This is a genomic window from Pedobacter cryoconitis (genome assembly GCF_014207135.1).
GTDB lineage: Bacteria > Bacteroidota > Bacteroidia > Sphingobacteriales > Sphingobacteriaceae > Pedobacter > Pedobacter cryoconitis_D.
On the sequence record NZ_JACHCC010000004.1, the window covers coordinates 131,166 to 143,562 of the forward strand.

At 41.1% G+C, this 12,397-nt stretch carries 14 protein-coding genes; 2 read left to right on the top strand and 12 right to left on the bottom strand.

Going from position 1 to position 12,397, the window contains the following annotated elements; all coding sequences use genetic code 11:
* Positions 1-131: 131 nt before the first annotated feature.
* The 7 genes from HDF25_RS08230 to HDF25_RS08260 form a co-directional block, all read right to left on the bottom strand.
* The gene (locus HDF25_RS08230; RefSeq protein WP_184624267.1) at positions 132-2,486 is read right to left on the bottom strand and encodes a S9 family peptidase; all 2,355 of its coding nucleotides are present in this window, start codon (positions 2,484-2,486) and stop codon (positions 132-134) included.
* 83 nt (positions 2,487-2,569) lie between these two features.
* Positions 2,570-3,397 (bottom strand): 4,5-DOPA dioxygenase extradiol, encoded by an 828-nt coding sequence (ygiD, locus tag HDF25_RS08235; RefSeq protein WP_184624268.1) that lies wholly within the window; start codon positions 3,395-3,397, stop codon positions 2,570-2,572.
* A 78-nt stretch (positions 3,398-3,475) separates the two neighbouring features.
* Entirely contained in the window at positions 3,476-4,048 is a 573-nt protein-coding gene (locus HDF25_RS08240) for a YceI family protein (RefSeq protein ID WP_184624269.1), read from the bottom strand.
* Positions 4,049-4,121: 73 nt separating this feature from the next.
* The gene (locus tag HDF25_RS08245; RefSeq protein WP_184624270.1) at positions 4,122-4,631 is read right to left on the bottom strand and encodes a DUF3347 domain-containing protein; all 510 of its coding nucleotides are present in this window, start codon (positions 4,629-4,631) and stop codon (positions 4,122-4,124) included.
* A gap of 4 nt (positions 4,632-4,635) precedes the next feature.
* On the bottom strand, positions 4,636-5,448 hold the full coding sequence (locus tag HDF25_RS08250; RefSeq protein WP_184624271.1) for a hypothetical protein: 813 nt from the start codon (positions 5,446-5,448) through the stop codon (positions 4,636-4,638).
* A gap of 6 nt (positions 5,449-5,454) precedes the next feature.
* Positions 5,455-5,991, bottom strand: a complete 537-nt coding sequence (locus tag HDF25_RS08255; protein WP_184624272.1) for a heavy-metal-associated domain-containing protein — start codon at positions 5,989-5,991, stop codon at positions 5,455-5,457.
* 83 nt (positions 5,992-6,074) lie between these two features.
* Positions 6,075-6,476, bottom strand: a complete 402-nt coding sequence (locus tag HDF25_RS08260) for an HYC_CC_PP family protein (RefSeq protein WP_184624273.1) — start codon at positions 6,474-6,476, stop codon at positions 6,075-6,077.
* Between the two features lie 170 nt (positions 6,477-6,646).
* Here HDF25_RS08260 and HDF25_RS08265 point away from each other — a divergent pair, with 170 nt between their 5' ends.
* Complete coding sequence (locus tag HDF25_RS08265) at positions 6,647-7,369, top strand: peptidylprolyl isomerase (protein ID WP_184624274.1); 723 nt, start codon at positions 6,647-6,649, stop codon at positions 7,367-7,369.
* A 29-nt stretch (positions 7,370-7,398) separates the two neighbouring features.
* Positions 7,399-8,169, top strand: coding sequence for an exodeoxyribonuclease III (locus tag HDF25_RS08270; RefSeq protein ID WP_184624275.1), 771 nt, complete (start codon positions 7,399-7,401; stop codon positions 8,167-8,169).
* Here HDF25_RS08270 and HDF25_RS08275 read toward each other — a convergent pair.
* From HDF25_RS08275 to HDF25_RS08295, 5 genes are all read right to left on the bottom strand, one after another.
* Entirely contained in the window at positions 8,166-8,726 is a 561-nt protein-coding gene (locus tag HDF25_RS08275; RefSeq protein WP_184624276.1) for a 5-formyltetrahydrofolate cyclo-ligase, read from the bottom strand. The genes HDF25_RS08270 and HDF25_RS08275 overlap by 4 nt on opposite strands.
* 111 nt (positions 8,727-8,837) lie before the next feature.
* Positions 8,838-9,398: an elongation factor P gene (efp, locus tag HDF25_RS08280; RefSeq protein WP_184624277.1), complete on the bottom strand. Its 561-nt coding sequence runs from the start codon at positions 9,396-9,398 to the stop codon at positions 8,838-8,840.
* 155 nt (positions 9,399-9,553) lie between these two features.
* Positions 9,554-10,168, bottom strand: a complete 615-nt coding sequence (locus HDF25_RS08285; RefSeq protein WP_184624278.1) for an ATP-binding cassette domain-containing protein — start codon at positions 10,166-10,168, stop codon at positions 9,554-9,556.
* A gap of 8 nt (positions 10,169-10,176) precedes the next feature.
* Complete coding sequence (gene lpxA / locus HDF25_RS08290; RefSeq protein WP_184624279.1) at positions 10,177-10,962, bottom strand: acyl-ACP--UDP-N-acetylglucosamine O-acyltransferase; 786 nt, start codon at positions 10,960-10,962, stop codon at positions 10,177-10,179.
* A complete protein-coding gene (locus tag HDF25_RS08295; protein WP_184624280.1) occupies positions 10,959-12,371 on the bottom strand; it encodes a bifunctional UDP-3-O-[3-hydroxymyristoyl] N-acetylglucosamine deacetylase/3-hydroxyacyl-ACP dehydratase in 1,413 nt (470 codons plus the stop codon). The genes lpxA and HDF25_RS08295 overlap by 4 nt, the downstream gene beginning before the upstream one ends.
* Between the last annotated feature and the right edge of the window lie 26 nt (positions 12,372-12,397).

Sequence of the window (12,397 nt, forward strand, 5' to 3'; positions counted from 1 at the left end):
CTTTTTTTTCTTGGTGCAAAAATACATCAATATCGCTTCATAACCAACCCCGTTGAAAAGATAATAGATACTTAATATTGATGCCCCCATAGACAAAACCTATATACCAAAAAGGGCAAATTAACCCCTCTCTATTTCAAAGTGGTTTCAAATAATTTAAAGATGCGCTTGTATTCATCAGTCCAGCTGGAAGGCTGTACAAAACCATGGTCCTCGACCGGATAAACAGCCAGCTCCCAGTTATTTTTACCTAATTCAATAAAGCGCTGGCTTAATCTGACGATATCCTGGAAATGTACATTTTCGTCTACCATTCCATGGCACATCAGCAGGTTTCCTTTCAGTCCGTCCGCAAAATAAATAGGTGAGCTGCGTTTATAGGCAAGCTCATCTGTGAATGGTTCATTCAGGATATTAGAAGTATAACCGTGGTTATAATGCGCCCAATCTGTTACAGACCTTAAAGCTGCACCCGAAGCAAATACATCTGCTTCTTTAAACAGGGCCATCAGTGTGATAAACCCGCCATATGAACCTCCGTAAATACCAACGTGTTTAGGATCTACATTATATTTTTCGACCAGCAGCTTTACACCATCTGCCTGATCAGTCAGGTCTTTGCCTCCCATATGACGGTAAATACCGGTACGATGATCTCTGCCATAGCCGGCGCTGCCTGTATAATCGATATCAATTACAGTATAACCATGATCAGCCAGCAGATTATGGAACATATATTCTCTGGAATACTGGCTCCACCAGTAATGTACGTTTTGCAGATAACCTGCCCCATGTACAAAAACAACTGCGGGACGATTTGCAGGTGGGTTCAGCGCAGGATAAATCCTGGCATAAACATCCGCACCATATCTGTTTTTGAAAGAAACCAGGTCGGGCTGTCTCCAGGGATAAGCTTTAAATTCTGCTGAAGAAGAAGAGGTAACCTGTATTGCTTTGGCTCCTGGTTTATTAGGCTGGATATACAGCTCCCAGGGTTTATTCATATAAGAATAATTGATGGCCAGCCATTGTTCATCAGGAGATAACGTCACCTCATTTCCACCCTTCATAGTGGTGAGTTTTACCGGTGTTCCGCCGTTGACATTCAAGCTGTAAAAATGGGTAATTCCAGGGTGTTCAATATTGCCACTAAAATAGAAAGTGTGTTTATCCTTCGATAAAGAAAGGTTTTTAACTTCCCATTTACCGCTAGTCAGTTGTTTCTTTACGCCTGTACTGACGTCGGCAGTATATAAATGAGAATAACCGCTGGCCTCGCTCTGAAAATAAATTTTCTGGTTATCGATCCAGCCAATTCCTTCGGCACCGATACCGGGACCGCCGATCCATGCCTCATCGCGCTGACGGTCCAGAAGGGTCAGGCTTCCGGTAGCCGGATCTAATTTTAAAATCCAGAGATCTTTATTATCCTGGGCTTCTGCAATAACAACCGCAGCGCTGCCTGCCTGGTTCCAGAAGGGGCCTGACAAATGTACTGCCCGGTCTTCATTTTTCTTTCTTGCGGTCTCCTGCTGTTTAGGATAGTCTTTCAGGTAATCTGGTAAATCTTTGATTCCTGGAATTCGTGACGTTTGAACCTGATAAACAGTGTCCCTTACTGTATCATAAATAAAACTCTCATAAACGGGTAGAGTCTCACCAACTTTAGTCCTTCCCCGAATGTCTTCAGTATAACCCGAAGCTGTAACAAAGGACGGAACTACGGTAGTTTTACTAGCCGAAGACTCTCTGACCAACTGATAATTAATATAACGACCATCCGGGCTGATCATCAGATCGCTTAATTCACGGTCATCCAGTTCTATGTCTTTTAAAGGACGGGAACCTTTCAGCTTTTCTCTTTTAGCGCGTCTGAAGGCTTCCTTTTTTTTCTTATCCTTAAGTACTTCAAAAAGTTCATTCTGCTCTGTAATCAGCCAGCTGTCCTGAGTATTATGTATTTTTTTATCCGCTGAAACCGGTTTTTTCCCGGGAATAAAGTTTGTCAGCTGCTTTAATTCATTCGTATGGAGGTTTTGGGCAAACAGATTATTTCCCCGCTGAAAAACGATGTCTCCGTTATTCAGGAACCTTGCGTTACTTTCCCGCTCTTCGGTGTTGGTGAGCCGTGCCCGCTGACCGGTTTTGAAAGTATAGAGATACAAATCCCCGGATTTCTCACTCAAAGCCAGGCTATGGTCTTTGTTATAGCTAAAATCAGGCAGAATTTGCTGTTCAGCCAGTGGTTCATTGGCTTTCACAGGTTTACCGGACGAAATATTTACCTGGTATAGCTGATCATTGTCTTTTCCTTCCGGATTCCAGTTAAAATAGACTGTTTTACTATCTGCCGACCAGCGGTAAGCGGAAGGAGAAACACCCAGCCATTTCTGGTCACGCATAATTTTTTCAACAGTTAAAACCGGCCGTTCCTGTGCCCTGGCAATGGTTGTACCCAATAAGAATAAAAGGCAGAATTTCTTCATTTTGTTTAGGTTATGCACGCAATTTATGAAAAAAAAAGACGCGCCTGTCCGCAAACAAAACAAGGTTTTGCAAATGTTACAGACTAACCTATCCGGACAGAAGTCATCGTTAAAGAGCCTCCTACAGCTTTATCATTGAATATGGAAACTTCTTCGTGATCTTGTTGAAGTCCCAGGGTATAGATTAACGGCAAGTAATGTTCAGGAGTCGGAATGGCCAGCATAGCAGCTTTACCCATTTGCTGATAGTTCATTAATGGCTGATGTTCTCTGTTTAAAATCAGGGTCTTGAACTGTTCATTCATTTCGACAGCCCAGTCATATCCGCCCCCATCCATCATTTCCCAGCTCATCATGCGCAGATTATGAACCATATTTCCACTTCCCAGAATCAATACGCCTTTACGGCGCAACTGATATAATTCGGCGGCTATTTCATAGTGTGCCCGGGGATCTTTTGTATAATCAATGCTCAGCTGAAGAACAGGAATATCTGCGGCTGGAAACATATGCTGCAAAACAGTCCAGGCTCCATGATCCAGCCCCCAGTCATGATCCAGTACGACATCTGTACTGGTAATCAGTTTAGCAGTTTCTGCTGCCAGAACAGGGTTTCCGGGTGCCGGGTAGTTTACATCAAACAAGGCCTGGGGAAACCCGCCGAAATCATGGATCGTTTTGGGAAAATTCATCGCTGTAACTGCTGTTCCTCTGGTAAACCAGTGTGCAGAGACTACTATAACTGCTTTGGGAACTGGAATCGTTTTACCTGTTTCAGCCCATTTCTGACTAAATTCATTGTCTTCAATCCCATTCATTGGTGAACCATGTCCAATAAATAAAACAGGCATAAGTTCTCCCTGAATAGGTAGGTTTCCCGTTAGATTTTTAAGTTGTGCTAAGTTTGCCATAACTAATATCATTAAAAAGGGGTTGTTTAAGCCTTTGAAATGCTTAAACAACCCCCTTGTCTATTTTAAGCGATCTCTTTATTTAGCCTGTACAAATTCCAGGTTCAGATTAATTTTGATGTCTTTACCAACCATTTGTCCTGTCGGATCATATTTAAGGTTATAATCAAACCGGTTAACGGTTGTTGTTGCTTTAAAACCAGCCCTGGTATTTGATTGCTGATCTTTGGCCGTACCTCCGTAAACTACACTGAATTTAACGTCTCTGGTTACATCGCGAATGGTCAGTTTACCGGTCAGTTCATAATTATTATCCTTCAGTTTTTTGAAAGAAGTCCCTGTAAAGGTCATCACCGGGTATTTAACTGCATTAAAGAAGTCATCTGTCTTCAAATGATTATCTCTCATTTCCACACCCGTTGAGATACTGTTGACGTCAATTGTAAAATCGATTTTAGCATCTGTTAAATCCGGTTTAGCAGCATCGATTGTTCCTTCAAATTTTTTAAATGAGCCATCGACGAAGGATATACCTAAATGTCTGACCTCAAAATTGATAAAGGTATGCATAGGATCTACTGCCCATTTTGTCTGTGCAAATGAGGCCGTGCTGACCGAAATGACAAGAAAAAATAAAAATATCTTTTTCATAAACCTGGTTTTAAATAACAATTCAAAGATACCGGGGATTTAGTCCCCGGCTATTGATGTATGGTAAGAAAAACTAGTTTTTTGGAAGCGTATCCTTCACAGTACCACAGTCATACATCTGGCTACCATAATAAGGGTTCTGTATTTCCTTCACTTCATTCAGCCAGCTGAATTTCCCCATCGGGCAATACTGAACGAAAGCCTCCTGGCTGTTCAGCTTCAATTCAGTGCTCAGTTTAATAAACGCAACGCTGATTCCTTCGAAATTTTTACGCTGACTTTTCAAATCCTTGCTTTTAGCCAGTTCGGCCGCCTGCTGTACAATGATTCCCGATTCTTTCATCCAGAGCTGATGCATTTTTTCGTTTGCAAAACCTTTGTGAGGAACCTCCTTCACAGCCTGCTGAAGCACATTCGCCAGTTGGCCTGCTTCTGCGGCTTTATCGGTAGCCAGGGCATTTTTTAAAGCATAATAGCTTTTCAGACTCTGATTAAATTTAGTAGATAATTCTACTTTCTGCGCATAGACAGGCTGTACAAAAGCGCCTATAAACAAGGCTAGACCTAAGATTATTTTATTCATGACTTTATTTTAAAACGTTAAAAAAATTAAACTCTGCACGTACCAGGTACATATTTTTATTATATCTGCCTGGCATATCACCCGCAACCTGGAACCTGTAGCCCAGATCAATACGCGTTCTGCTGTTCAGGATTACCTGAATTGCAGGAGCCAGATCGAGATAGGATTTTCCGTTTACAGGATTAGTTTTACCCAGCATCTCGAAGTAAACATTAAAGTTGGGCTGATTGTAGTTCTTATAAACTATAGGGAGCACCAGATATCCCGAAGATAAACTATAACCGATCAGCTGATCTGGCTGCGGCATTCCTGCCACTCTTTTGCTTTCCTGATCAAAGGCTTTGGTATAACTCAGTGTACCTGATAAAGCAAGCTTATGCAAGAGCTGAGTCACAACAATCCCTCCCTGTGCACCACTGTTATCTCCTTCCAGATTAATATCTTCTGTATAGGTGGGGCGTTTGCTTGTACTTAACCTGCCAAATACCGCCGCCCGCAAATGACGCTGTGTATCGTCTATAGAGAGAAAACGGTATTTAGCATACACACTTCCACCTTCCAGCCTGTATTTTCCGTCCATATCTGATAAAAAACCCTGGAAATGTGTCATCAGGTTTTTATTGAAGCTAAACATAACCTCGGGCATAGTTCTGTTGCCAGCCCCGCCTTTAAAGAAGCCCTCATTAGTTATTCTTACCCCAATTGATTTGGCGGCCATATTACTTGCCGGCTCGGTAAAAACGTATAATTCCTGCGCAGCTGCACGCAAGCCGCCACCAAGCAGAAAGAGGACGACTGCTAATTGAAAATATCTCATGCTGGTTTATATGCTTAAATGGAAAATACGCGTCTCTCTTCCCTGTACAATCCCTTTTCCATGCTGATAACTATCGGATTTCAGTTCAGCAGCTTTTTTCTTAAAAGCGGAAGAACTAATAAAGTCCTTATCCATCACACGGGCAGTAACCGGGCCATCCAGTGTTTTACTTCTGGCATTTAGAAACTGATAAACCGTACCATCGAGCTGCGCCAGTCCGGAAGCATCCAAAGACGTATTTTTAAAATTAATGGTTGCAGAAAGATCCCCTATAGAAAAACCAGCATCCTGAACCTTGTCTCTGATCTGATCCAGGTTTACTTTCTGATCTGGTTTGAAAGTGATGACAAATACATTTCTGTTCAGGTCGGGGGTTACATTCTCAATGAAACCCAGGCTTTTTAAAGAGGTTTCAGTAGCCCTGGAGCACATAGAACAGGTCAGTCCGTTCACTTGTAATTCTGCTTTGGAAATTTGTTGCGCAAAAGCACCTCCGCTGATAAATAAAACGGATAATATGATGAAATAACGAATCGTTTTCATGATGTTTTTAATAAACTGAAATAAATTAAATAGAATTCTGCGGTCAAGTCAAAGACATTGATCCGGTTCAATTTATTCCTGGTCTAATTCCTGAAAACACAATTATAGGCATGCAGCGCAAGCCTGGCGGATAAGGGGGGAACTTTATCTTCTACTTTACTGAATAGTGCAGGTAGAACTGCCTTAAAAATTTCAGAAAAGAATGGAGAAACAAGGATGAAAAGGGTATGACTATCAGGGACACTAACTTTCTGTCCTGTCTGATGACTATCCTTTATTTTTGCATCAACAGTTGTGTTCTTACAGCAGGATTTCTCGCTTTTAACTGGTTTTGCAGCTTCTTCACAGCCACCACAGTGAGCAACCTCAGTCAAATGAACACCAGAAAGCTGGCCTCCGCAAAAATGCAGACTCAGGGCAACACCAATTACACTTATCAGGTAAAAGGCACATAATCCTAAAGCTATCTTTTGTCTCAGTTTCATCTGCTGTTGTAATCTGTTTTTTGATATAAGGATATCAATTGACAAAACTAAGTATAAATTTATTAAAAAAACACAGGACGCTGTTTTGGAAACAGAAAGATTACAAGATTATGCCATACCTGTTTTTAAATCAAAATTCTCTCTTAACTTAGCCAAAAATAGCCTTTAAAATGAAACAACTCTTTACCCTCCTGCTCTGTCTTTGTTTAAATTCTGTTTTTGCTTCCGGGCCGAGACACCAGTATGTAAAGATAACAACGGCTCAGGGTGAATGTATTATCTTATTATATAATAAAACACCCCTGCATCGTGATAACTTTGTTAAGCTGGTAAAGCAAGGGTTTTATAACGGGACGTTATTTCACCGGGTCATTAATTCTTTCATGATCCAGGGTGGTGATCCGGATTCTAAAAATGCGCCTGCAGGCAAAGAACTGGGCAATGGTGATGTCAATTATACCATTCCTGCAGAATTCCGTGACAGCCTGTTTCATCAGAAGGGTGCATTGGCCGCGGCAAGAGATGATAATCCTAAAATGGCTTCGAGTGGCTGCCAGTTTTACCTGGTACAGGGTAAAAAATTAACCGATCCGCAGCTGGACAGCATGGAAGTCAAAAGACTGCATTTTAAAATCCCCCTGTGGGAACGTGAAGTGTATAAAACTGTTGGCGGAACCCCGCATCTGGACAAAAAATATACTGTTTACGGACAGGTGATCAGTGGTTTGGCTATGATCGATACTATAGCATCCGTACAAAAAGATGCTAACGACCGCCCCCTGGCAGATATCAAAATGAATGTCACTTTATTAAAACGCAGAAAAGCACGTAAACTGGAAAAAGAACTGAGAAAGTCGGGAGGTGAGCAGATTGCCTTTTTACTGAATCAATAATCCTATAAAACAATATATACCATATACCGATGAAAATACTTTCTTATAACGTAAACGGAATCCGCTCCGCTTCTACAAAAAATCTCTTTGGCTGGTTGCAATCAACTGATGCAGATATGATTTGTCTTCAGGAAGTGAAAGCCCTTCCAATACAGATTCCAGAGATTATTGCCCTGATTGAAAATCTTGGTTATCATCATTACTGGTTTGCTGCCGAGAAAAAAGGATACAGCGGAGTTGCATTACTGACAAAGATTAAACCCAATCATGTAGAGTATGGCTGTGGTGAGGAATGGATAGACAAGGAAGGGCGCATTTTAAGGGCTGATTTTGACACTTTCTCTTTGATGAGTGTCTATCTTCCATCTGGCTCTTCAGGAGACGACAGACAGGTTAAAAAGTATGAATTTATGGCTTTCTTTGAGAACTATATCACTAAACTTCGTGAGTCTATCCCGAACCTGATCATCTCAGGCGATTATAACATCTGTCATACCGCAATCGATATACACAACCCTAAGTCCAATGCTAATTCTTCTGGTTTCCTGCCACAGGAAAGAGAGTGGATGAGTTTATTCCTGGAAGCCGGATTCATTGATACTTTCAGACACTTTAACAAAGACCCGCACCATTATACCTGGTGGAGCTACAGAGCTGGCTCAAGAGGCAAGAACCTGGGCTGGCGTATTGATTATCACCTGGCGACCGCACCAATGCTAGAAAGGCTTAAAAACGTGATGATCTTACCCGATGCGATACATTCTGATCACTGTCCTATATTGCTCGAGATAGAGGCTTAAAAATAAACAATCTGGTCTGGTGTAATACACAGATCGAGACGGACATCATTCTCGTGGGGATCAGCAATGATTCCCACACTGTTAAAAAAGGATAATCCAACCTTACGGATAATTTTCCCCTCCAGGAAACGATCGTAAAACCCTTTCCCATAACCTACACGGTATCCCTGATCATCGAATGCCAGCAGTGGGACAATAACCATCTCTATATTCCCGGTATAAATTTCATTCTGAACAGGCTCCAGTATATTAAATGCACTTTTTTGCAGGACGTCTGCACCTGCATAAAGGTGACTGGTCATTAAGGATGTCTGGAAATCAGCACGGGGGACTATAATTTTAATCAAAGGGTAATGCTCCTGCAACCAGGAAATCATCAAAAAGGTATCAGGTTCATTTTTTTCGGCTATAGGCAAAAAAATATGGATCGCACTAACTCCTTTAAAATCAAGTTTAGTAAACTGCCCAAGCAATTTCTTACTGAGTACACTGACTTCATCCCTACTTAAAGCCTTTCTGCGGGCTGTCTCCTGTTTCCTTATCGCTATTTTATTCATGTTTAACCTGCTGGGGCTGCAAGTTAAAAAAAAGGCCATAAAAAAATATGGCTTCGGGAACCACTCCGAAGCCAAAATCAACCTAAACCTAAAACTAAACTATGAAAATTCTTATTTTACTCTTTCTATATATTCGCCTGTACGTGTATCAACCTTAACTTTATCGCCCTGATTGATAAACATTGGCACTTTAATCTCAACATCTGCTCCGACAGTTGCATATTTCAATGCATTTGTAGAAGTGTCCCCTTTAACAGCGGGCTCTGTGTAAGTGACCTCCAACTCAACATGAGAAGGAATCTGCGCCACAATCGGCTCATCACTCTCGAATGCTATTACAACATTCATGCCTTCTTTTAAGAATTTAACAGAATCACCAAATAATGATTTTGGGATGTTAAACTGTTCAAAAGAATTGATATCCATAACAACGAGGAAATCTCCGTCTTCGTATAAATATTGATAATCATTTGTCTCTACCCGGCAAATCGTTACCTCTTCATCAGTACGGAATCTATATTCGACTAATTTGCCGCTTTTAATATTCCTCATTTTTGCCTGGTAGAAAGCTCTTAAGTTTCCAGGGGTACGGTGAAGAAACTCTTCAACCTGTACTAATTCTCCGCTGAAGCGAAGGATATTACCACTTTTTACTTCTGATGCTTTTGCCATTTTTTTCTGAAATTTATGCCTTAACCACAGCGCCATTTCGTGCCGCAAAGGTAAAAACAATTATTGGTTCTACAATAGTTATTTTAAATATTATTTATATAGCTAATTTTTAATGGATTTCTTGACATTAGCCTTGCAATTCAACACGTTCTACGTTACTTATAGTCGGTAATCTTTATAAAATTATCGCAAAAAGAATACTCTGTTTCCTGGTTCGACCCCACTAATACCAGTTTGTTGGCAGTAAAATCTCTGATTAAGTCGTGATACCACTCAATTCCCTGTTTATCAAGGTTAGAAGTTGGTTCATCAAGTAACAGCAACGGTGTATCAGTACAACAAGCCAAAGCCAGTTTAGTTCTTTGCTTCATTCCTGAAGAAAAATACTTTAATGGCTTGTCCTGAGACCTGACCAAGCCCAGAAGATCCATTAACCGGACTGAACTCATCCCTGGATAAAATCCCTTAAACTTAAAATGAAAATCGATAATTTCCTGAAGTGTGAACTCTTCCACCAGATCCAGATAGGGAGCGGCTACGCTCACCTGCCTGTACCATTTATCCGTAGGGATGATGTGAGTATCTGTATAGACAACGGTTCCTTCAGAAGGCTCCAGATTGCCCATAACCACACTTAAAAGAGTCGACTTACCAGAACCATTAGGGCCCAGGATGGCATACTTACCAGAATCACTGAATTCATAAGTGAAATTTCTGAATATCCATTCCTGGTTAAACCGTCTGCCGGCATCTTTTAACTCGATCTTCATGAAAATAGCTAGCTCCCTGAACCAAAGCCCTTCATCACCCCTCTGTTGGAATTTCTGATAAAATCAACGATTTCATCACGAATTTCAGTCGGCGCGAATTCTGCTTCTATCTTATCGAGTGCTTTGGTCACATTGTTGTGTTTCACAAACAACACCCTGTAGATCTCCTGTATTTCATTGATTTTTTCTGAAGAAAACCCACGCCTTCTTAAACCGACAGAGTTAATCCCTGCATAAGACAAAGGTTCTCTGGCTGCTTTAACATATGGAGGAACGTCTTTACGCACCAGTGAACCACCGGTAATAAAAGCATGCGACCCTACGTTTACAAACTGATGTATAGCTACCAGGCCTGCAAGAACAACGTAATCACCAATGGTGATATGTCCTGCCAGTGTAGTGCTGTTTGAAAATATACAGTTATTCCCTACCTCACAGTCATGTGCGATATGTGAATAAGCCTGAATCAGGCAGTTACTTCCAATTACAGTTTTCCATTTATCTTTGGTACCCCTGTTGATGGTTACACACTCCCTGATGGTCGTGTTATCACCTATCTCAGCGGTAGTTACCTCACCTGCAAATTTCAGGTCCTGAGGAACACCAGATATAACAGATCCCGGAAAAATCCGGCAATTCTTTCCAATTCTTGCTCCGTCCATGATCACCACATTCGAGGCAATCCATGTTCCTTCACCAATGACAACGTCTTTATGTATAACAGAAAAAGGTTCTATTACTACATTGTCCGCTATTACGGCATCAGGATGTATATATGCTAAAGGTTGTATCATGATGCGCGTTCGCTATCTTTAACTTTTGAAATTTGGGCCATCATCTCTGCCTCAACTACTATTTTCTCTCCTACCATGCCCACGCCTTTCATCTGTGCTATACCCCTGCGGATAGGCTCCATCAGGTCGCATCTGAAAACGATAGTATCTCCAGGTAACACTTGTGCCCTGAATCTTACTTTATCGATTTTAAGAAAATACGTAAGATAATTTCTCGGATCCGGGACTGTACTTAATACCAGGATCCCACCGGTTTGTGCCATTGCTTCAATCTGTATTACCCCTGGAAAAACAGGGGCCCCAGGGAAATGACCTTTGAAAAATTCTTCATTCATGGTCACATTTTTCACACCAACCACGTGAGTTTTAGACAATTCCAGGATTTTATCAATAAATAAAAATGGCTGTCTGTGTGGCAAAATATCCATAATCTGAACCACGTCGTAAAGTGGTTTAGCTGCCGGATCATAAACGTGCTGAACTTTCTTGTTTTTCTCTTTTTTGATTGCTGCCTTTATCTTTTTGGCAAATGCAATATTTGCAGCATGTCCTGGCCTTGCAGCCATGATATGTCCTTTAATATGCATTCCAACTAAAGCCAGATCACCAATCATATCTAATAATTTGTGTCTTGCAGGCTCATTCTGATAACGCAACTCCATATTGTTCAGGATCCCCTGAGGAGCAACTTCTATCTTCTCTCTGTTAAATATTTTAGCCAGGTGATCCAGTTCATCACGTGTCACTTCTTTATCAACGATAACAATTGCATTATTTAAATCACCGCCTTTAATCAGATTGTTCTGCAGCTGATATTCCAGCTCATGCAGGAAACAGAAAGTACGACAGGAAGCGATATCACTTTTAAATTCTGCTATCGTTGAAATTACAGCATGCTGACTGCCTAAAACAGGTGAGTTATAGTCAATCATACAGGTAAACCTGTAATCTTCAAGCGGCATTGCTACTATCTCCACTTTTCTTTCTGCATCAGTATAAGTGATATTATGAGGGATCTGATAATATTCGCGATCAATACTTTGCTGTACCACACCTGCACCCTCCAGCGCTTCCACAAAAAGAATTGCACTTCCATCCATAATCGGAGTTTCAGGGCCATCCAGTTTCATCAGTATATTATCCAGGTCCATTCCAACCAACGAAGCCATTACATGCTCAACAGTGCTGATACTAGCGCCATTCTGCGTAATTGTAGTTCCTCTTGCCGTATCCGTAACATTGTCACAATCAGCATCTACAATTGGTTCTCCCGGTAAATCTGTTCTTTGAAATTTAAACCCGTGGTTCTCTGGAGCCGGACAAAAAGTTAAAGTGACACTTGCCCCTGTATGCAAGCCGACCCCGTGTACAGAAACTTCGCGTTTTATGGTTTTTTGTTTAACGTTCATTATTGTTTTGTGTGGTACTAATATAT